General features: G+C 44.4%; 20 protein-coding genes and 1 pseudogene. 11 read left to right on the top strand and 10 right to left on the bottom strand.

The features are described 5' to 3' along the window. Positions 1 to 60 precede the first annotated feature (60 nt). Both gap and IUA53_RS07690 read left to right on the top strand, forming a co-directional pair. Entirely contained in the window at positions 61 to 1,056 is a 996-nt protein-coding gene (gap, locus tag IUA53_RS07695) for a type I glyceraldehyde-3-phosphate dehydrogenase (RefSeq protein ID WP_044057359.1), read from the top strand. Between the two features lie 178 nt (positions 1,057 to 1,234). Next, entirely contained in the window at positions 1,235 to 2,086 is an 852-nt protein-coding gene (locus IUA53_RS07690; RefSeq protein WP_044447785.1) for a D-hexose-6-phosphate mutarotase, read from the top strand. Positions 2,087 to 2,241: 155 nt separating this feature from the next. Here IUA53_RS07690 and IUA53_RS07685 read toward each other — a convergent pair whose 3' ends face one another. Genes IUA53_RS07685 through zwf form a run of 5 tightly spaced genes read right to left on the bottom strand, consistent with a single transcriptional unit; the run spans position 2,242 to position 7,869 of the window. After that, complete coding sequence (locus tag IUA53_RS07685; RefSeq protein ID WP_044057361.1) at positions 2,242 to 2,889, bottom strand: bifunctional 4-hydroxy-2-oxoglutarate aldolase/2-dehydro-3-deoxy-phosphogluconate aldolase; 648 nt, start codon at positions 2,887 to 2,889, stop codon at positions 2,242 to 2,244. A gap of 3 nt (positions 2,890 to 2,892) precedes the next feature. Next, positions 2,893 to 3,846 (bottom strand): glucokinase, encoded by a 954-nt coding sequence (gene glk, locus IUA53_RS07680; protein WP_196899004.1) that lies wholly within the window; start codon positions 3,844 to 3,846, stop codon positions 2,893 to 2,895. Next, positions 3,846 to 5,672 (bottom strand): phosphogluconate dehydratase, encoded by a 1,827-nt coding sequence (edd, locus tag IUA53_RS07675; RefSeq protein ID WP_044057363.1) that lies wholly within the window; start codon positions 5,670 to 5,672, stop codon positions 3,846 to 3,848. The genes glk and edd overlap by 1 nt, the downstream gene beginning before the upstream one ends. 9 nt (positions 5,673 to 5,681) lie before the next feature. Further along, complete coding sequence (gene pgl / locus IUA53_RS07670) at positions 5,682 to 6,374, bottom strand: 6-phosphogluconolactonase (RefSeq protein ID WP_196899002.1); 693 nt, start codon at positions 6,372 to 6,374, stop codon at positions 5,682 to 5,684. Position 6,375: 1 nt separating this feature from the next. Continuing rightward, positions 6,376 to 7,869, bottom strand: a complete 1,494-nt coding sequence (gene zwf, locus IUA53_RS07665; protein WP_044057365.1) for a glucose-6-phosphate dehydrogenase — start codon at positions 7,867 to 7,869, stop codon at positions 6,376 to 6,378. A 287-nt stretch (positions 7,870 to 8,156) separates the two neighbouring features. Here zwf and IUA53_RS07660 point away from each other — a divergent pair, with 287 nt between their 5' ends. The 4 genes from IUA53_RS07660 to IUA53_RS07645 all read left to right on the top strand — a co-directional run bounded on the left by IUA53_RS07660 (position 8,157) and on the right by IUA53_RS07645 (position 12,958). Next, a complete protein-coding gene (locus tag IUA53_RS07660) occupies positions 8,157 to 9,008 on the top strand; it encodes a MurR/RpiR family transcriptional regulator (RefSeq protein WP_044057366.1) in 852 nt (283 codons plus the stop codon). Positions 9,009 to 9,344: 336 nt separating this feature from the next. Further along, positions 9,345 to 10,781 (top strand): pyruvate kinase, encoded by a 1,437-nt coding sequence (gene pyk, locus IUA53_RS07655; RefSeq protein WP_044057367.1) that lies wholly within the window; start codon positions 9,345 to 9,347, stop codon positions 10,779 to 10,781. Positions 10,782 to 11,006: 225 nt separating this feature from the next. Continuing rightward, complete coding sequence (locus IUA53_RS07650; RefSeq protein ID WP_196899000.1) at positions 11,007 to 11,900, top strand: 5'-methylthioadenosine/S-adenosylhomocysteine nucleosidase; 894 nt, start codon at positions 11,007 to 11,009, stop codon at positions 11,898 to 11,900. A gap of 83 nt (positions 11,901 to 11,983) precedes the next feature. Continuing rightward, the gene (locus tag IUA53_RS07645) at positions 11,984 to 12,958 is read left to right on the top strand and encodes a hypothetical protein (RefSeq protein WP_044447790.1); all 975 of its coding nucleotides are present in this window, start codon (positions 11,984 to 11,986) and stop codon (positions 12,956 to 12,958) included. A gap of 3 nt (positions 12,959 to 12,961) precedes the next feature. On the opposite strand, the gene IUA53_RS07640 is transcribed toward IUA53_RS07645, so the two are convergent. Then, on the bottom strand, positions 12,962 to 13,321 hold the full coding sequence (locus IUA53_RS07640) for a hypothetical protein (RefSeq protein WP_044447791.1): 360 nt from the start codon (positions 13,319 to 13,321) through the stop codon (positions 12,962 to 12,964). A 473-nt stretch (positions 13,322 to 13,794) separates the two neighbouring features. Then, positions 13,795 to 14,415, bottom strand: a complete 621-nt coding sequence (locus IUA53_RS07635; protein WP_196898998.1) for a BON domain-containing protein — start codon at positions 14,413 to 14,415, stop codon at positions 13,795 to 13,797. A gap of 307 nt (positions 14,416 to 14,722) precedes the next feature. On the opposite strand from IUA53_RS07635, the gene IUA53_RS07630 reads away from it, so the two are divergent. Beyond that, positions 14,723 to 15,697, top strand: a complete 975-nt coding sequence (locus tag IUA53_RS07630; RefSeq protein ID WP_196898996.1) for an endonuclease/exonuclease/phosphatase family protein — start codon at positions 14,723 to 14,725, stop codon at positions 15,695 to 15,697. Positions 15,698 to 15,748: 51 nt separating this feature from the next. On the opposite strand, the gene IUA53_RS07625 is transcribed toward IUA53_RS07630, so the two are convergent. From IUA53_RS07625 to IUA53_RS07615, 3 genes are all read right to left on the bottom strand, one after another. After that, positions 15,749 to 16,327 carry a hypothetical protein gene (locus IUA53_RS07625; RefSeq protein WP_044057372.1) on the bottom strand — a complete coding sequence of 193 codons (579 nt, stop codon included), beginning with the start codon at positions 16,325 to 16,327 and terminating at the stop codon, positions 15,749 to 15,751. Between the two features lie 85 nt (positions 16,328 to 16,412). Then, entirely contained in the window at positions 16,413 to 17,003 is a 591-nt protein-coding gene (locus IUA53_RS07620; RefSeq protein ID WP_156026752.1) for a hypothetical protein, read from the bottom strand. Positions 17,004 to 17,195: 192 nt separating this feature from the next. Continuing rightward, the gene (locus IUA53_RS07615; protein ID WP_044057374.1) at positions 17,196 to 17,456 is read right to left on the bottom strand and encodes a hypothetical protein; all 261 of its coding nucleotides are present in this window, start codon (positions 17,454 to 17,456) and stop codon (positions 17,196 to 17,198) included. Between the two features lie 173 nt (positions 17,457 to 17,629). Here IUA53_RS07615 and IUA53_RS07610 point away from each other — a divergent pair, with 173 nt between their 5' ends. From IUA53_RS07610 to IUA53_RS07595, 4 genes and pseudogenes are all read left to right on the top strand, one after another. Then, on the top strand, positions 17,630 to 19,039 hold the full coding sequence (locus IUA53_RS07610; protein WP_196898994.1) for an ATP-binding protein: 1,410 nt from the start codon (positions 17,630 to 17,632) through the stop codon (positions 19,037 to 19,039). Next, the gene (locus IUA53_RS07605; protein ID WP_044447796.1) at positions 19,039 to 19,728 is read left to right on the top strand and encodes a response regulator; all 690 of its coding nucleotides are present in this window, start codon (positions 19,039 to 19,041) and stop codon (positions 19,726 to 19,728) included. Before IUA53_RS07610 ends, IUA53_RS07605 begins: the two co-directional genes overlap by 1 nt. Before the next feature lie 249 nt (positions 19,729 to 19,977). Beyond that, a pseudogene (locus tag IUA53_RS07600) lies at positions 19,978 to 20,981 on the top strand (YHYH protein). Next, the gene (locus IUA53_RS07595) at positions 20,978 to 21,331 is read left to right on the top strand and encodes a hypothetical protein (RefSeq protein ID WP_196898992.1); all 354 of its coding nucleotides are present in this window, start codon (positions 20,978 to 20,980) and stop codon (positions 21,329 to 21,331) included. Before IUA53_RS07600 ends, IUA53_RS07595 begins: the two are co-directional and overlap by 4 nt. Positions 21,332 to 21,508: the final 177 nt, after the last annotated feature.

The raw sequence follows: 21,508 nt of genomic DNA, 5'->3' as shown, positions 1-21,508 counted from the left end.
ATTTTGATCCATACTTTACGTAATTTATTTTCATATTTTAAACAATTATCGAGGTACGTCATGACAATTCGCATCGGTATCAATGGTTTCGGTCGTATAGGTCGTTTAGTAATGCGCGCAGCTGCTGCTCGCGAAGACATTGAAGTAGTCGCCATTAACGACTTATTAGATACAGACTACATTGCCTACCTTTTGAAGTACGACTCGACTCACGGTTTATTCGACGGTGAGATCAAAGTAGACAACAATAACCTTGTTGTAAACGGTAAAAACATTCGCATTACATCAGAAAGAGATCCTGCTTCATTGAAGTGGAACGACGTTGATGTAGACGTGGTTGTAGAGTCTACGGGTTTATTCCTAACGAAAGATACCGCTGCTAAGCATATTGAAGCTGGCGCGAAGAAAGTGGTTATGTCTGCCCCATCTAAAGATGACACGCCAATGTTTGTTATGGGTGTTAACCACGACAGCTACGAAGGTCAAGAAATTGTATCTAACGCTTCTTGTACCACAAACTGTCTTGCACCACTGGCCAAAGTACTAAACGACAAATTTGGCATTGTTGATGGTCTTATGACGACAGTTCACGCCACAACGGCAACTCAGAAGACCGTTGATGGACCTTCGATGAAAGATTGGCGTGGTGGCCGCGGTGCTGGTCAAAACATCATTCCATCATCGACAGGCGCTGCAAAGGCGGTAGGTAAAGTTATTCCTGAGCTTAACGGCAAGCTAACAGGTATGGCATTCCGTGTACCTACGCCAAACGTGTCGGTTGTTGACCTAACTGTTAACTTAGCAACACCTACAAGCTACGAAAATATCTGTGCTGCCATGAAGGAAGCCTCTGAAGGCGAGCTTAAAGGCATTATGAGCTATACCGAAGATGCGGTTGTATCTAACGATTTCATTGGTAATGCAAACACCTCTATTTTCGATGCTACTGCCGGTATTGCGTTAACTGACACCTTTGTAAAAGTGGTATCTTGGTACGATAACGAATGGGGTTATTCAAACAAGGTATTAGACTTGGTAGCACACATTTCTAAGTAATAGGTGGCTATTACTTATGTGTTAATAGACATAAGTATAGTATGGCATGCTTAAATGCCGAAAAAAGGTGCGATTAATGTCGCACCTTTTTTGTTTTCATCACATAATAAACATTCAATAAAGACAGGCATGACATGACCGCGCCAACCCTATTGCAGCGCAGATTCACGGAGAAAATATGACACTTGTAGATTCAATAACCGTAAGTGAGGCGGGAGGTTTGACGTTTCTTGATATAGAGAACGACTTAGCTTCAGCTAAAATTAGCTTATTCGGTGGTCATGTGCTTTCTTACATCCCTAAAAGCGATAACCAAGAAAGGCTTTGGTTAAGCCCTCATGCTTATTTAAACGGCGAGCGTCCAATTCGCGGCGGCATTCCCGTTTGCTGGCCATGGTTTAGTGACGATCACGGTAAAGAGAAGGGTGAACTTCCCTCCCACGGCTTTTTACGAACGCAAACGTGGAAGATTGTATCGACTGAAGAAACCGGTGAAGCTACTCACATTGTATTGGCCCCTTCTTTTACCCGTGCAGAGGGCTTTGAATACGATTGCGAAGTGACGCTTTCAGTCACTGTAGGTGCCTCGCTGACGGTCACCTTGGCCACTAAAAACACCGGCGTTGTTCCCTTTGAATATAATTGTGCACTGCACACTTACTTTCAAGTAGACCATATTCAAAAAACAGCACTAACCGGCATTGCTGGTCAGTATAAAGATAAAACGCAAAACTGGGCGGTGAAAGTGACCCCCTCCCCCTATACCTTCCATCAAGAAACCGACCGTATTCACCTTGCAGCCATTGCTGAAACCTATATTGAAGTTGAAGGCAATGACTTTACCCAAGTGAGCTCACAAGGCAATGACTCTTTGGTTGTGTGGAATCCTTGGCAGGGTGCCGCATCAATCTCTGACATGGATGCGTTTGGGTATAAACACATGGTTTGTGTGGAAAGTGCTATTACGGGGGGAAAAACATTAGCGCCTCAAGCTGAACACACATTGATACAACGCGTATCTCCTAAATAGTGTTTAGCTGCGCATCACTGATGGATGTTTGCTGTTCCTTTAAAATTCTATCGTGGCGCTTGCCAACCGTCATAAGAAAACGGTTAACGTACAAACAAAAACGCCTTAGTGTTTAAAACCAAGGCGTTTATAATATTTATCGCGTAAAAACAGGATTAGCTGTTTTTCGCACCCGCTACCGCTTCTTTCGCCAATTGGGTAATACGTGCCCAATCACCCGATTCAATGGCATCATCTGGGGCTAACCAAGAACCACCCACACACTTCACGTTTTTCAGTGCGAGGTAATCATTATAGTTACCCGGTCCAATGCCACCTGTTGGGCAGAAAGTGAAGTCTGGGAATGGACCACTAATTGCTTTGATAGCCTTAACACCACCCGAAGCCTCTGCTGGGAAGAATTTAAGGTGGGTGTAACCCGCATCTTTACCTTTCATCAGGTCAGAGGTAGAAGAAATTCCTGGAATCAATGGAATTTCAGCTTCCATTCCAGCTTTTAACAAATCAGCGGTCATACCTGGGCTTATGGCGAACTTAGCGCCAGCTTCCGTCACTGCTTTCAATTGTTGTGCATTAGTTACTGTCCCTGCACCAATTAAAGAATCTGGCACTTCTTGTGCGATACGTTTGATCACATCAATTGCAGCCGGGGTTCTTAAGGTAACTTCTAATACTTTAATTCCGCCTTCCATAAGCGCTTTAGCCAGTGGTACCGCCTTTTCCACATCGTTAATGACCAATACTGGTACAACGGGGCCGGCCGCAAATATTTCCTCTGGTGAATATTTCCATTTTGTTGTCATAAATCAGCTCGCAGTATGTTGTTGAAGATAAGCAGCCGCCCCCAATAAACCGTGGTCTGGCTCTGCTATCAAGTAGGTAGGAATGTCTTTCACGTAGTGCTTCATCTGCCCTTTCGCTTCAAATCGCGCTCTAAAATCGCTTGATTTAATAAACTCAGGGAAACGGTTAGCAATACCACCGCCAATGAATACACCACCCGTAGTGGCCATGTTTAACGCCAAATTACCGGCAAAGCTACCCATGATTCGACAAAATTGGGTGAGTGTTGCTACCGCAATGTCACAGGTATTTTCCAATGCCGCTAAGGTAATTTGCGCAGGCTCTGTAAACACTGGCGTATTGCCGCCGTGTAGTGCCAATGCAGTATAAATATTGAGTAAACCTCTACCCGACATCACCTCTTCTGCTGATGCACGGCCAAACTGCTTTTGCAAATGACGCCATACAACCACATCAGTTTCATCTACAGGGGCAAAATCTGTGTGACCGCCTTCGCCGTCGAGGGTCTGCCAACCTGAGGATGTCATGGTGATATGCTCAACACCCAAACCGGTGCCTGGGCCGAAAACGGCAATATTGCCCTCAGCCACCGGCGTACCTTCACCAATTTGAACCACTTGATCTTGCGCTAGCACAGGAAGCGAATGCGCCACCGCAGTAAAATCGTTGATCACATAAAGGCTATCTAGGTGTAACTGAGTTCTCAGCGCTTGTTGAGAAAAAGACCAACTGTGGTTCGTCATTTCCACTAAGTCACCGAGTACAGGGCACGCAATAGCAATACAGCCTTGCGTAAAGGTGTGTTCTGGCATATCAGCAAAATACTGCGCAATCGCTAAATCAATGCTGGCAAAGTCATTGCACATGTATTTCTTAATGTCGGCGACGCCTGACTCGGTAACCCTAGCCACGCGAATATTGGTGCCGCCTACATCAGCCACAAACTTCTGGCTCATTACGCTTGCTCCTGAGTGTAAAACAGCGAACACGCACCTTCTTCTGCACCAGTCAGAACAGCGCGCATACCGCCGAATAGCTCACGCCCCATACCAATATGGTGATGATCGATATTGGCAGGTTTTGCTTCACGGGCAGCTAACACTTCATCATCAACCAGTAGTGACAATGCGCCCGTTTCCGTGTTGAGTTCGATAATATCGCCCTCTTCCACTTTCGCTAACAAACCGCCTTTGAACGCTTCTGGGGTAACATGGATGGCGGCTGGTACTTTACCTGACGCGCCTGACATACGGCCATCAGTGACCAAAGCGACTTTGTAGCCTTTATCCTGAAGCACACCTAGAGGAGGAGTTAAGCGGTGGAGCTCTGGCATACCAATAGCAGATGGGCCTTGGAAGCGCACCACAACAATACAATCTTTATCCAACTTCCCTTCTTTGAAAGCCGCATCAAGATCGAATTGATCTTCAAATACAACCGCTGGCGCTTTAATTACGCATTGAGGCTCTGGCAATGCAGACGTTTTAAATACCGCGCGGCCAAGATTACCTTCTAATACACTAACGCCACCGTCTGGTTTAAACGGCGTTTCTACTGTGGCTAAAACTTCTTTATCGAGAGACTCAGTTGGGCCATCACGCCACTCTACTTCGCCGTCTTTGAGCATAGGCTCTTTGGTATAGAAATCTAAGCCTTCGCCACAGATGGTTTTCACATCGTTATGCAATAAACCAGCATCTAGAAGCTGTTTAATAAGCAATGACATGCCGCCTGCTGCCACGAAATGGTTAATATCAGCAGAACCATTTGGATAGATACGTGTGAGTAGAGGAACAGCATTTGAAATGTCTGAGAAGTCATCCCAGTTAATAATGTAACCCGCTGCACGCGCAACTGCGATGAGGTGCATCGTATGATTCGTAGACCCACCGGTTGCCAACAAGCCCACTAGGCCGTTTACAATGGCCTTCGCGTCAACGATATGACCAATTGGCGTATATTCGTCGCCAAGGTCGGTAATGCGTGTAGAACGCACAGCCGCAGCGCGGGTAAGTGCATCACGTAGCTCTGTACCTGGATTAACGAATGATGAGCCAGGAAGGTGTAACCCCATCATTTCCACGACTAACTGATTAGAGTTAGCGGTACCATAGAAGGTACACGTTCCAGCAGAATGATACGATTGCGATTCGGCTTCAAGCAGTGCATCACGACCCACTTTACCTTCTGCAAACTCTTGTCTTACACGGGCTTTTTCTTTATTCGGCAACCCAGAAGGCATAGGGCCGGCTGGCACAAATACCGTGGGTAAGTGACCAAAACTCAAGGCGCCCATAAGCAGCCCTGGTACAATTTTGTCACAAATGCCTAGCATTAGCGCAGAATCAAACATGTTGTGCGATAGCGCAATGGCTGCACCTTGTGCTATGTTGTCACGACTCATTAGGCTCAAATCCATACCGGTTTGGCCTTGGGTAACACCATCACACATCGCAGGTACGCCACCTGCAAATTGTGCAACACTGCCTACGTTTTTTACCGCCTCGCGGATAATCGCTGGGTAGGTTTCGTAGGGTTGGTGAGCAGACAGCATATCGTTGTACGCAGACACAATGGCCACGTTCGCTTTCGTCATAGAACGCAGATCGGCTTTGTCTGCTGTACCACATGCTGCGAAGCCATGAGCCAAGTTACCACATGACAATACGCCACGATGAGGACCTTGTCGGCGCGCGGCTTCTATTTTGTCTAAATAGGCTTTACGTGTTTCTTTACTGCGCTCGATAATGCGCTGTGTAACCTCGGCAATACGTGAATTCATTTCAATCTCCTATGGCGCCCACATCAAGGTCACCGGGGCTCTATTAACCACGGCTGTGATGGGCTTTTGCGCTTCGGTTGCATTGTCCAGTGCATCAAGCAATACATGCTTTTTCTTTTCACCGGTTAAATGCAAGAAAATGTTACGACTGTTCAGCAAAGCTGGCAGTGTGAGAGAGATGCGCTGGTGAGGGGCCGTGGTAGGCTGAACTGCAATGCACGTTCTGCCGCTGCTCATATCAAGGCCGTCATTTATCTGCTCAGAACAGGGGAACAAAGACGCGGTGTGTCCGTCTTCTCCCATACCGAGAATTAACGCATCAAAAGGTTGAGACATGCTCGCGAGGGCGGCCTCAGCAGCATTAACGCCTTCATTGGCGTCGCTTGGTTCACTTTTAAGTTCAACGAAGCGTGCTGCACTGGCTTTATTTTTTATCAGGTTATTTTTTACTAGGCTGGTGTTGCTGTCTGCGTGGTATTCATCCACCCAACGCTCATCAGCCAAAGTGATGTCCACTTTATCCCATTCAAGGTTGGTTTCGCTAAGCTGCTTGAAAAGCGCAAGTGGCGTTCTGCCGCCACTTACCACTAGCGAAGCACGACCACGGGTACGAATACCCGTTTTCAAAATGCTGACCAAATCTTCGGCAAACGCTGATGTTAGCGCTTCAGGATTATCAAATGATAGTGTGGTTAATGCCATATTATTTCTTCTTTACCGTTTTGCTTTCGTACCAACTGCGGTTAGCGCGTGCTAACAACCCAATTGAGTCCACAGGACCCCACGTACCTGCTTGGTACGGCTCAGGTGGCTCGCTAGATGACTTCCATGCTTCTAAAATTGAATCAACCCATGTCCAGGCTTGTTCTATTTCATCGCGACGTACAAATAGCGCTTGGTTACCTAACATAACTTCTAGAAGTAGCTTCTCGTAGGCATCTGGAATGCGTTCATCGGCAAAGGCTTCAGAGAAACTTAAATTCAGTTTAGACTTCTGTAAATCCATCGACCCTGAATTAGTTAATCCAGGCACCTTATTCATGACCGTGATTTCCACGCCTTCATCAGGTTGAAGACGAATAACCAATTTATTGGGTGGTAGGTTTTTAAAGCTATCGCCAAACAAATTGTGAGGCTGACGCTTAAAGTAAATAACCACTTCACTGACTTTATTTGGCATGCGTTTGCCCGTTCTTAGATAGAAAGGCACGCCAGCCCAACGCCAGTTGTCAATTTCGGCTTTAATGGCCACAAAAGTTTCAGTTTTGCTTTGTGTATTAGCACCTTCTTCTTCGAGGTACCCAGGCACTTCTTCGCCTTTTACAAAGCCCGCGGTGTATTGACCACGCACGATACTTTCACTGATGTTAGACGCATTGATTGGACGCAGTGCTTTCAGCACTTTAAGTTTTTCGTCTCGAATGCTATCGGCATCTAACGTTGTTGGTGGCTCCATGGCAACCAAACTTAAGATTTGAAGTAAGTGGTTTTGCACCATATCGCGCATTTGGCCTGCATCATCAAAGTAGCCCCAACGCCCTTCTATACCCACTGATTCAGCAACCGATATCTGTACGTGGTCGATACAGTTGTGATCCCAGTTTGTGGCAAAAATTGAATTGGCAAAACGCAGTGATACAAGGTTAAGAACCGTTTCTTTACCTAGATAGTGGTCGATACGGTAAATTTGTTTTTCGTCAAAGTATTCAGCAACTTGCTCATTGATGACTTTAGACGATTCTAAATCGTGACCAATGGGCTTTTCGAGAACCACACGTACGCTGGAATCGATAATCTTACAGCTATGTAAACCACGGCAAATATCACCATAAATGGCAGGCGGCGTAGCAAGATAACATACCATGGTGCGTGAAGGGTCTACATGGTCATCAAGCACGCAGTAGCTGTCGACATCTTTCATATCAACACAGGCGTAATGCAAACGCGCTTTCATGCGTTCCCACGTGGCTTGGCACAAATCTTTTTCACCAAACTTAACTAAGTTGGTATGAACTTCTTCTATATAGTCGTCTAGAGACATGTCTTGACGCGCAACCCCCACTATTGTGGTATCTGGGTGCATGAGATCTGCTTTCTCTAATTGATAAAGCGATGGCAAAAGTTTGCGTCGTGAAAGATCCCCTAATGTGCCGAATAGCACGAAGTCACAGGGTTCATAGGAATTTTCCAATACCATATTCGTCGACCTTAAATTGTGTGTGCGGTTACGCTGCTATAAAAAAGGGTTCTAGCAGCAATAACAAACTTGTTATTAGCATATAGTTAACACCAAATGTAGTAAAATTACAACTTTGGTGAACCATGGAAAAGAATTTCTTATTATTTAGGTGAAACCTAACGCTTTACACCCTTAATTTCATCTAAAAATGTCAAAAAATTACATTTTTCTTGTCACTGCTGTCACATTGGGTACTATTAAGGTAGAAACGTTCACTTATTCTCTCTATTAAATGCTATACCTGTATGAACATATTAGAAAAAATAACCCAAAATAAAGCAGCATTCAGTAAATCGGAACGCAAGGTTGCAGAAGTGATTCTTGCAAACCCGCAGACAGCCATTCATTCGAGTATAGCAACCCTGGCCAAAATGTCGGATGTCAGTGAGCCTACGGTCAATCGTTTTTGTCGACGTTTGGACACCAAAGGTTTTCCGGACTTCAAGTTACATCTGGCACAAAGTTTAGCTAATGGTACACCCTATGTTAACCGACATGTAGATGAAAATGACGGTCCAGATGAGTATACCAACAAAATATTCGAATCAACCATGGCTTCTTTGGAAGTAGCCCGTCAATCTCTTGATGTGCACATCGTAAACCGCGTTGTTGATTTGCTCACTCAAGCCCAGAAAATTTCATTCTTTGGTCTTGGCGCATCAGCGTCTGTGGCGCATGATGCACTGAACAAGTTTTTCCGATTTAATGTGCCAGTGGTTTACTTTGAAGACATACTCATGCAACGTATGAGCTGTATGAACAGTACCACCGGTGATGTGGTTGTGCTCATTTCCCACACTGGCCGAACAAAAAGCTTGGTGGAAGTAGCGCAAATCGCGCGAATGAATGATGCGACTGTGGTTGGCATTACCTCTGGAGATAGTCCACTGGCACAAGAGTGCACCTATGTGCTTTCACTAGAAGTACCTGAAGACACCGACATGTATATGCCGATGGCCTCGCGTATTGCCCAGTTAACATTGATAGATGTGCTAGCCACCGGTTTCACGTTGCGTCGTGGCAACAAGTTTAGAGAAAACTTGAAGCGGGTAAAAGACACCCTGCGGGGATCGCGTTACGAGAAACGCCCTGATTAACCATTATCGCGTTTTACGCCTTTAGTAACGCCACGTGTGTCGCCCTAAGTTTAATGTAATGTTAATGGGCGACAGGCGTTAAAATCTTTATATCATCGGCACTTGGCTAATGCCCTTGATGGGCGTTAAAATTCTACTAACATCATGGGTAAAAATCGGCTCTGCCCGCCCAACTGGTCGAGCCAGTTGCCAGATTTTCTTTCTTTCATTCACATTTCTGTCAGATTCAACTACTATTCTGTAATAAAATTACGTAAAGCGATTACAGGCGAATTTATAATCTAATTCACCTTGTATGTCATATGATACTTCATCCAGAAATAGCGACGGAATAACATGACCAGAAGAACGAAAATTCTTGCCACTTTAGGCCCTGCAACCGATTCAATTGAAAAGATTCAGGCCATCATAGCTGCTGGCGCAAATACAGTACGCATGAATTTTTCTCACGGCCAAGCAGAAGACCACATCGAACGTGCGAAGCGCGTTAGAGAAGCTGCTAAGAATTTAGGAAAGTACGTTGCTATATTGGGTGATTTGCAAGGGCCTAAAATCCGCGTAGCGCGATTTGTAGACGGTGCTGTTCACCTCGATGTTGGCGCGACCTTTACCCTAGATGCCGAACTCGACCGTGACGCAGGCGACGCTACCCAAGTGGGTATTGATTACAAAGCGCTACCTGACGACGTATCAGCAGGCGACATCTTGCTTTTAGATGATGGCCGTATACAACTTCGCGTAACATCCGTTGAAGGTCGCAAGGTGATTACTGAAGTGACTGTTGGCGGCAAACTTTCTAACAATAAAGGTATTAACCGCCAAGGCGGTGGTTTGTCAGCAGAAGCGCTCACCGAGAAAGATAAAGAAGATATTAAGACGGCGGCAAAAATTGGCGTAGACTATTTAGCGGTTTCATTCCCTCGAAGCGGAGCTGACTTAGATTACGCACGTGAACTCGCTGAGGCCGCTGGCTGCTACGCAAAAATTTGTGCCAAAGTTGAGCGTGCTGAAGCCGTCGCCACTGACGAAGCCATTACTGACATCATTAGTGCTTCAGATGCGGTGATGGTTGCCCGTGGTGATTTAGGTGTGGAAATTGGCGATGCTGAGCTTGTTGGGGTGCAAAAGAAACTCATTTCTCGCTCTCGCCAGCTAAACAAGGTGGTGATAACGGCGACACAGATGATGGAGTCGATGATTGATAGCCCTATGCCAACACGTGCCGAGGTAATGGACGTTGCAAACGCCGTTCTAGACGGCACAGACGCCGTTATGTTGTCAGCAGAAACCGCTGCAGGTAACTTCCCGGTAGAAACTGTGACAGCCATGGCGAGAGTGTGTGAAGGTGCAGAAACCCATCCAAGCATCAAAATCTCGAAGCATAGAATGGATGAATTATTCTCTTCTACCAGCGAATCTATCGCTTTATCAGCCGTTTATGCCGCCAACCACCTTCCTAGCGTTAAGGCCATTGTCGGTCTAACAGAAAGCGGCAACACGCCTAAATTGATGTCACGCATCACTACCTCGCTACCTATTATTGCTATGTCTCGCCATGAAGACACCCTTAATAGCATGGCGCTTTACCGAGGTGTTAAGCCCGTCTATTTCGATTCTTCAGACAGCGAGCCTGGAAAATTGAAGTACGACGTGATTGCCGCTCTTAAAGAAAAAGGGTTAGTGAAAAGTGGTGATAGCATTATCCTTACTTATGGCGATGAAATGGAAAAAGTTGGTGCGACCAACACGCTTAAGATTGTTGATGTAGAATAAACCTCAATGTGATTGCAGTGGTGCGAGCGTGCTACTGCAATCACACTACCCAACCTGTTTACGTATAATCTCTCTATTTACCTCACATTTTTATTCTCTCAAGCAAAAGAATCTGGTGGTCATATCCGATGATTACCTGCATGATAAACACATCAAGACACCCATGTTAGGTCATTACATCAGGACAGCCATATTAACCTTACCGAGGCTATCATTAGAAAAATTATGAAAAAAATCACACTATCTGTCATTTTATGGGCACTCATGTCTTCCTTGGCGTTCTTTGCAAAAGCAGAATTTAACCACGTTGTTGTTGAAAGTGCTGCCACGCCATTACAACCTATAATGATTCAAGGCCCAATGCCCATTGAAGCTGAATATTTCGCAGGCTTGTTAGACAATGTGCAAACAGAAAAATCTGGAAACGCTACCTTTTATAAGGGCACACTAAACGGCTATCCTGTAGTGGTAGTTAAAACTGGTAAAGGATTAGAGAATACAGCTGCAGCAACGGCTGTAGGGATTATTAAGTATCGCCCCCTTATCATTATCAACCAGGGAACCTCTGGCGGTCACGACCCCAAACTACAGGTGGGTGATATTGTACTTGGCGCAAGAAGTGTCAACATCGGCAATTTCAAGACACCCAAGTTAGCAAAAGCACAAGGCTCCAACCCCCTAACCTGGACACCCATGGATTTGATGGCATCTGAAGGCAGTGCTGGCGAAGGTGACAGCGCCTCAGACGCTAACAAAATTAGGTATTATGCGGGTGACGAGACACTGATATCTGTAGCGGTCAGCATAAGGGATACCTACACCCGTGGAAAAATTGTGAAAGGCACCATCGGCAGCGCCAATTTCTGGAATAATGAACTAGACCGTATCGCGTGGCTTCACGAAGAGATGGGCACAAGTGTAGAAGAAATGGAAACAGCCGCAGCCGCACAAGTTGCTTATGCGTACAAGACACCCATGTTAGGTATCCGTGTGTTATCAAACAATATAACAAACCATGGTGAATATGACCCTTCCACAGCGAAAGCCTGCCAGTCATTCGTTAAAGGCGTAGTAGAAGCTTACATAAATCAACTAAACACAACATTAAAACCGCTTTAGTTTTTAAGAACTGTCCTAAGCGACAGGTTGTTTTTCGAGTACGCCTGATAATATATAAACTAAATACCTATGAGTTTAGATTTATGGCAACACGTCGAAGCGACCTCGTCAATTTATCCGAAACACCGTTTTACCATTGCGTAACGCGGTGTGTTCGGCAATGCTATTTGTGCGGATATGATAAAAACACAGGGCAAAGTTTTGAACACCGCCGAGGTTGGGTTGAAAAAAGAACGCTATTTTTGTCATCCGTTTACGCCATAGATTTATGCGCCTACGCCGTGATGAGCAACCATGTTCATGTTGTTTTGAGAGTAGATGAGAAATCAGCTAACTCACTTTCAATGCGGGAAGTGTTAATACGATGGCACAAACTCCATAAAGGCACATTACTCACTAAATCCTACCTGGCTGGCGAAGCCCTCTCTGAAGCAGAATTGTTGAGTGTAAAGCGTACCGCTGCCGTATATCGAAAACGATTATTTAGTATCAGTTGGTTTATGCGAGATCTTAATGAGTACATCGCTCGCGCAGCAAATGCAGAGGACGAATGTAAAGGGCGCTTCTGGGAAGGTCGTTTTAAGTCTCAAGCGCTTTTAGATGAGAAAGCATTACTTAGTTGTATGGTCTACGTTGACTTGAATCCAATACGTGCATCATTAGCCAGCACCCCTGAAGACTCCGAGTACACCAGTATTAAACGGCGTATTGAATGTAAGTTAACACGTAAAACGTCAACGGGAATTCTACCTTTTAAATCCGATACTGCTTGTTCAAATCAATATTGCCTCAACCTAACTTTTACAGAGTATGTGACGTTACTAACTCAGACGGGTAAAGCTGTGAGAGATGATAAAGCGGGATTTATTGACGGTGAGTACCAAGCTTCATTGAACCAAATAGCCTTGTCTAGTTCTCAGTGGCTCAAAGCCAGTCTCGAATTTGAACAACACTTCTCTATCGCAGTGGGTAGTGTAAGTAGGATAAAAAAATTCCAGCACACTACCGGGCGGCGAAGGTTAAAAGGGGTTTCGACCGCCCGGAAACTCTTTGGTTAACGTCTACAAACTCGCAAACTCTGACGAGGTATGAACGTAATTTTGCTGATGATGAATAAGAATACTTTTTGCTCTATTGACCATATCATCTCGCTGAAACTCCCAATTTCTTAAATCAGCTTGCTTTGCCTGCTTCAAGTAGTAGGAGATTCGCGCATTTCTAAGAAGATGACTCTTTCGATTAAAGTCAAACTCAGCATTGTTGTAAATCGTTTCAATCTTGATGATAGAGGGATGATACGGCTTATCAGTATTACCAGCATTTGCCTGGCTGATAAGATTCGTACCGCTCATTAAAAGCCCAGCTATCATGATTCCAGCGGAGATTAGTGAAGCTGAGAAAATCCAGCGTAAAATATTCATCGCGTTAGTCCCTTGCAATAATATAAATTAAAAAGTCACTGGGAATAAAGCACTTCTCATGCCATCACAAAAAGTAAACATAATCAACAACTTAAACTCTCACATCAAGTGAGCTCACGCAGGCAAAAGGTAAGTTCTACACTACATAAGGAACATTCTTCTAATGGCCTGCTATAAAGACACCCATTACTTTCACCTTGGATATTTTAATATGACCTACACAATTAAAATGCAGAAAGACACCCTTTAAAACAACGCTGTTCTAATGGTCTTTGAGTGGCTGTCCATTAAATGCCACTAGTAAACATATCTCGTGAAATTAAGTATCCGAAGAAACCTAGAGTGGATTAGTTGGGAGTAAGCACCGTGAAGTGGGTGTCTAATTATTTTTAAGTTGGGTGTCTGAGTAGATTGTCTATCTTCTAAACCCAATAAAAAAGGAGCCGAAGCTCCTTTTTATTGCAAGGTCAAGACTAGTTCATGGCTGTCTCGGTAGCGGTATCAGGAACAACCTCTAGGTTGTCCTCTACGTCTTTAACATCTGACGCATTTTTTGCAATTTCAATAGCGAGTTGTCGCTCCGCATCGGAGTCAACCTCACCCGTTAATACTACATTGCCGTTTTCCACGTCGACGTCGATATCAAAACCTGAAATATCAGTGTCCATTAGTAACCGAGTTTTGATAACCGTCGCAATTTTAGCATCTGTTAACGCGCTTTCAGACTCTTCTTTCGATTGAGCAAGATCATCTTGCATGTCCTCGGAACTTTCAGAGAGATCTTTTTCCTCAACCACTGTGAGTCTGTTGTCTACCGACATTACACCATCAATGTTCGCAACTAACTCTTCAGCTAGCTTTTTGTCGACGGAGTTAGACACCTTACCCGTTAAGATAACATCGCCATTATCAACGTCGGTATTGATATCGAATGAGTTCAAATTGCCATTGAATAATAGCGTTGCCTCAGCTTTACCATCTATCCAAGCATCCTTTGCGCCTTTTTCCCATTTGTTATCCGATTCCATATCCCCGGCAACAGCCGCTGAACTTATGGATGTAGCAACTAATAGTGAGATCAAAGTACGTTTCATAACATTTCTCCTTTGTTGAAACACATTAGTCACTAAGCGAAAGTCAAGCCACTATTTTAAGCCATTGATTTAATATTATTTTATTTAAAACACCTAGTCTTAACACGCTCCCTATTTTGCAAAGTTTGCCCGTGATTGCGAAGTTTTTACTGAGCCACGTGATATATACGGTACAAATTTTGTATACCATCTACGCAATAACGCGAAGGCGAAATTTCAATTATAACCTTAGCAAAGGCAAAGCCACGCCTGGTGTGGATTGTAGTGCTTTGTTACCTTTTCAATTAACGCAATGTCAGGAAGGACGATGAACATTTTACTGGATACAGTAGCAATTCTACTCATACTTATTACGCTGGCCCCCTCTCTTCCTTCTTCCCACTGGTTAGTTAGAGTTTGGGAATTTCCCCGCCTTCAAATTCTGTGCATCATGTTGATAACATTAACGGCTAGCCTTTTAATAGGAGAGGCTGAAGGCCTAGGATTCAATATCCAAAGCCTGCTATTACTTGTACTCGTGGGCTGTGCTATATACCAAGCCTTCTGGATTTATCCCTACACACCATTGGCTTCCAAAGAAGTGGAAAGGGCTGAGTCGCCGGACCAAGATAATAAGATTAGCATTCTTTCAAGTAACGTCTTTATGCCCAATGAAAACTACCATAAACTTCTTTCTCACGTGAAAGACACCCAACCCGACTTCCTAGTCACCTTAGAGTCGAATAAGCGATGGCAGAATGCACTTGCAGAACTAAATTCGGATTACCCTTATCAGAAACACTGTCCGTTAGAAAATTTGTATGGAATGAACCTGTATAGCAAAGTGCCATTGGATACCGTAGAACTGCATTATTTTGTAGAAGATGATGTGCCTTCGTTCAAAGTCACTTTCACAAAAAACAATAGCACTGTAACAATATTTTTCCTTCATCCTAAGCCGCCAAGCCCTACTGAAAATAAAAGAGCGAAACCTCGGGACATAGAGTTAGATCTGGTAGGCAATATGGTTTGTGATTACGAAGAGCCAGTGATTGTCGCTGGTGATTTAAATGATGTGGCTTGGTCTCCCACCACTCGTAAGTTCAGAAAAGTGAGCGGCCTTCTAGACCCGCGTATCGGGCGAGGCTTTTATAACACCTTTCACGCCCATTACCCTTTAATTAAATGGCCTCTTGATCATTTATTTCATTCGAGTCATTTTTCACTTGTGGATATACGCAAGCTTGGTGATATCGGCTCTGATCACTACCCGTTATTGACAACGCTGCAGTTGAAAGAGTGAAATCTAAGGTAGGTCGTAACTTGATGAAGGAGAAAAGTCTCAGCCAATTAATTAGGCAGTTTGGGTACTCACATGTTCAACCGGTCGTTTTCTTAGGTGTTTCACACACCACATCACGCTATCACAAGCGTCTTCCCTACGTTTAAAGTGAGACAAACCTAATAATCTGTCACTCCTAGGCCAAACCGCTTGATTTAGCACAGCGACATCACTTTCCGTGAGGCGTGAGGCATCCAACACTATTTCAATCGCTTTTTTATTAGGTTTAATCAAAGTGGGGTTAGCAACGGTTACCAAGGATTTATCGACACAAATATACTCCCGTTTAACTGGGTCTCTTACCACTCCTACGGTATTGTCATCGCAAATAATCGCCGGCCAACCTTCAGAAATACGACTTTGACCAAACATAAGCAGTGTAAAGGCAACAAGCACAAAGAGAGTAAGGCCAATAAACTGAACACTTAAATCAGGTGCAACGGAGACAATAACAGCCACAATAGCCACGAAAAGGATCCAACCACCGAAAACCCTTCTCATCGCATTCGGAGAAATTCCTGAAATGATATCAACGTGTTTCAGCGTTTGCTTATCATATTGACGAAGTACTACAGATGACTGCGAGGACACAACTCACTCCCACGATTATTTCGATGAACTGTATTAGCTAACAGATACGAAAACAAGTATGCAAAAGGTTAAATTTGAAGGCTAACTATGCCGTTTTAGGTAACTCTGATGACAACTGACATATTTCAAAATGCATGGACTCTGGATGCTTAGCTTGATGACGTCGCACTTTCGCTAGCACATTGAGCTCGTCGGGCTCACCAAAGAAAAACCACTCCGCAAACTGCCTGCCTAATCCACCACTTCTCAGTTGATAGACATGAACAACATAACGGTAACCGCTATCGTACGCGCTCTGATAGGCTGAACTTTCATTTATGGAAGTAAAACCGCCGCGAGGATGAATAGCAAAGCTCTTAACGCCGGCACCTCTTCGCGTAAGGAAAGACAGCCCAGTTTGCGCTACACGTCGAAGCGCTGCATCTCTCACCTGTTCAAGCGTGACATCAAGGTAAGGAATGTCAATTTTTCCAAACATCCTGCACGCGTTAGGGCAGCCCGGAGCCAGTCCGATGGAAAAAGCGGTATGCTCCCGCCCCTCCCAAGGTCGCGTCCATACATATGGGCTTATGTGCACATAAAGTGTTTGCCCATCACAAGGGAGAACAAACACATCAGGTACGTTGGGATTCCGTGCATTAACGAGCTCGTTTAGGCTATTACTAGCATATTGCACGATCAGCCTCCTCAAACCACACTGCCTTCATGGCAAAAATTATACTTAAGTATAACATACACGAATTATTTCACAATCGCAGAACCTTTGTTAGAACGATATGAAATAACCAATGATGAGTTATATTTAGAAATATAACTCATTGATATAATTAAATGTTTCTTCTAGTGGGATGAGGATATTTCGGTCAATTCAATCGTGTCTTCTGCCACGATTTTCAGGCACAGCAACTAGTTGCTCTTCAACGTAGGCGCATACTCCCTCCAAGGTGTCACCATGAGGAGATTCAAAGCTTACGCTGTCACCTTCCGACTGGCCTTCACAAGCTTCAATAGCTTCTGGTGGTGGCGTTCTTGGGCGTTCATGCTGTTGGGCAAATGCATTAGAAGCAGCGGTAACTAAGCCAGTTACTGCAATTAAACTCAATACCGTCTTTTTAACGTTTATACTCATAACTATTTCTCCACTGCATGGGTGTCTTGTTGTTTACTCTGGATTCAAGAATACGCTTGGTACTGAATCACTATAACGAAACAATGTGCAGTTCTAACGCAGCAAGTGTGTAAATACAGTGAATAAATGTTAAGCATGCTTGTGCCCCACCCTACCTTATATATAATTTACCCATGAAATTGTCCTATAAATTCCTGTGTTTACTGCTAGGCTTTACGTGCTTTTCGTTATTGCTTTCGCTCGCATTGGCCCGTTGGAGCTTTGAGCAAGGGTTCACAGAATTCATCATCAACCAAGAACGCGAGCGTTTAAATCAACTCGCGGTTCAACTCGTCGATGAATATCGTGCTAACGGCAACTCGTGGGAAAATGTAGAACTAGATAATGCTTCCTTTTTCTCTGGCCCTCCAAATAGAAAATTTGGCCCTCCTCGCCGAATGGGGCCGCCCCCGCGATCACGGTCAATGGCTGCAAACAACCTCGACCTTGGCCCACCAACTGCACTTTTCGATAATGAAGATAATGTAGTAACTGGCAATGTCTCTAGAGATTCGTCTGCAAAGCAAGTTACCGTGGATTTAATCTCAGACAGAGGGCGTATTGGTACGCTAATCAGTTACCCGCCACCGACGCCTAATTCAGAAATAGCCGTTGCATTTGCCGCCCAGCAAAATCACGCCATTATCATTATTGGGTTGGTTTCCTTCGCACTGGCAATCATCATAGCGTTGGGCATTACACCACGAATATTACGACCGTTTGAGTCGATATTAGCCGCAGTAAAAGCCCTGACTGCTCGTAAATACGACACCTACCTTCCAAATGAAAGAGCCGATGAATTCGGAGAGTTGATGAGCCATATCAATACGTTATCTACTACGTTAAAAAACAATGAAAACACAAAAAATCAATGGCTTGCTGACATATCTCACGAATTAAGAACACCGCTTACGATACTTTCTGGAGAAATAGAACTCATAAAAGCAGGCATACGCCCTTTAGACCAAAAGCAATTGCATTCTTTCGATCAAGAAGTATCTCGATTGTCATTGCTTGTTGAAGACCTTTATCAATTGTCTCTCTCAGACATTGGCGGTTTGCGATACCATTTCCTGAGTGTCAATTTACGTGACGCTGTCATCTCACAAAAAGACACTCTGTTAAGTAAGTTTATACAGAAAGGCATCGATATTGAGATAGCTGAGGCTTCGCCCATACTCATAGATGCTGACCCCCAAAGAATAAACCAGTTAATCACAAATCTATTGGTGAATGCATGTGAATATACAGACGCGCCAGGTAAAGTCGTGATTACGCTCAAAGATAGCGGCCCCTCTGCTACACTACTTATTGAAGATACACCGCCTGGAATAAAGAAAGGCAATGAATCTTTATTATTTGAACCCTTATTTAGAGAAGACGCCTCTCGTGCTCGCCGAAGCTCTGGAGGCGGCCTAGGCTTGTCCATTTGCAAACAAATAGTTAACGCTCATCAAGGGAAGATTGTTGCAGAGCCCTCGAAGCTTGGCGGTATTAAAATCACAATCACGTTGCCAAAAGAACAACTTATAAAGGATAACTGATGCGGTCTGACAACCATGTTCTTATCGTAGAAGACGAAGAAAAAATTGCACAAATTTTGGTGGATTTCTTTGCGTTAGAAGGTTTTGATAGCCACGTATTACACTCAGGTGAACGCGTTATAGATGAAGTTAAAAAACGCCAGCCTACCGCCGTAATCTTAGACAGAATGCTGCCTGGCGTGGACGGGTTAACCTTATGTAAGCAGATTCGACAATTTTCACAGGTTCCCATCTTAATGTTGACAGCGCGAGTGGATGAAATAGACCGCCTTATTGGTCTAGAAGCTGGCGCCGACGACTACGTATGTAAGCCTTTTTCTGCACGTGAAGTCGTCGCAAGAATACAAACCATCTTACGCCGTACCGCGCGTGCTCCCGACACTGAAGAATACACTAATGTATTAGTCTTCAAGCATATTGAACTTGATATCGCTAAATTTCGCTGCAGCTGCAATGGTTCACCGGTAGAACTGACGCCTGTCGAATTTCGGTTACTTAAAACCATTATGACTAACCCCGGCGTTGTGTATTCACGAGAGCAGCTAATGGCATCGGGTTACCAAGACGGTAGAGTCGTGAGCAACCGTACAATAGACAGTCATATGAAAAACTTGCGGCACAAGTTAACCGCGGATCACCTAGAGTGTCCAATTCAAGCCGTGTACGGCGTAGGCTACAAAATCGTCTAAACCTTAAAACTTCTTTAAACCCCCTTAAATCCTGCACAATATCTGCACTTTTAGCCGATAGGATGACGTGCAGGTAAATCACTAACAAGACACCCACGACAATTCTGTTTCTTATGGGTGTCTTGATAATCAACCAATAATCAAACGCTCGTTATACGCGCAAAAAACCGCGTTTTATCATGGGTGTCTTGTTAGCAGATAGATGAAAAATGCAGCGTTGGCTATTAAACAAAAGGTGGGTGTCTTGATATGAATAAAAAAGAAACTGGGTATTTGCTGGGTGCTGCATTACTTATTCTTACGTTGGTAGCGTGCGGTGGTAGCGATAGTTCAAGTACCGTTGATACAGACACTACGTCTGCATCAGACACGGATAATACACAATCAGACACCCAACTAGGGTTAGATCCTGACAACTTTCTCACAGACGCCTTAGCCCAAGACATAAGCACAACCTCTTGTACCTTATCTGATGGCACAGAGACCCAATGCTACGAAATAGTCATCAATGGCGTACCTTCAAATAATGAAATAGGGCCATTTTGCCCTACACATATTGATGATGACGAAACACAAGGGGGGGTATGGTTTGACGGAGCGGCGAGCTGTATCAACTCGATGGTGAGTTTATTGTGTATACCAAAACGCTCTACGGAGATGATTGGCAGCTATATGACGAGACCACTGGTGAGGTATATGTAACAGACACCCAAGTCGCCTGTGAAGCAGCAGCGCGACCCGATGTAGATCCCGAGTATCAAAATCACTGTGTGCAATGCGATATCGAATACTACAACGGGGGGGTTCAGCAAACTTTTCTTATCCCCGTTACTCCAGTAGCGTTATCCAACCCAGAACAAGTCAGTGCTGATATAGGTGTAGCACTCAACGGTGTTGTTATCGCGGGCCCCGCGCCTGTTAGCGCCATTCTCGCCGCCAACACCATTGCCGCTTTTGACGATTGCGGCGGGCATATAAACCCGGTGGAAGGCTATCATTACCATGCAGCATTAGGCTGTAGTGATGTCATTACCTCAGTAGACGGCCACGCAAACCTCATTGGTTATGCGTTAGACGGGTATGGCATTTATGCCATGTTGAATTCAACAGGCGAAGAAGATTACGATCTTGACGAATGTAGAGGTCATAGCGACGACACGAGAGGTTATCATTATCATGCTGCAAGTGCGGCTGAAAATATGTTTATCGGCTGTTACAGTGGAGCGCAGGGAAGTATCGAGGTAGCGCAGTGATGAAACCAGTCACCTTATTGAGCTTGCTATTACTCAATTCATTTGTTTTTTCGTCACAAAGTTATGCGCACAATGGGCATGTCTTTGATGCCGCAATTGACGCTTGCAGAGCATTAAGCATAAGCGACAAATGTCAGTACGAGTCTGGAGGCGATAAACGCTTTAAAGGCACATGCCAAGTTTTCAATGGCACGAAACTCTGCGTACGAAATCAGCCTATCGAATTCATCAAAGGGGATGGTGCTAAGGCAAACCCTGATTCACACGAGCATCATCACGAAAACAGTCCCCACACCGTCGCCACTCACCTACCCCCACAGCTAAGCAAACCGCTTCTAACATTCTTTTAAGCTTTGCAATGCCGTTCAAACCTTGGAACGGCAACCACTTTGCTGTGTAAATATCTTTCACTCACAATGAAATGTTTGCACAATACGTGTGTATAGCCCGCCGAAAAATAAATATTTCAATTAGAAAACATGCAGTTACTGGAATGGTACAGCTATTGCTACTTTAGTAGTAATTAT

It is taken from the genome of Alteromonas sp. B31-7, from assembly GCF_015767655.1.
GTDB classification, from domain to species: domain Bacteria; phylum Pseudomonadota; class Gammaproteobacteria; order Enterobacterales; family Alteromonadaceae; genus Alteromonas; species Alteromonas australica.
This window is presented reverse-complemented; position numbering and strand designations above follow the sequence as displayed.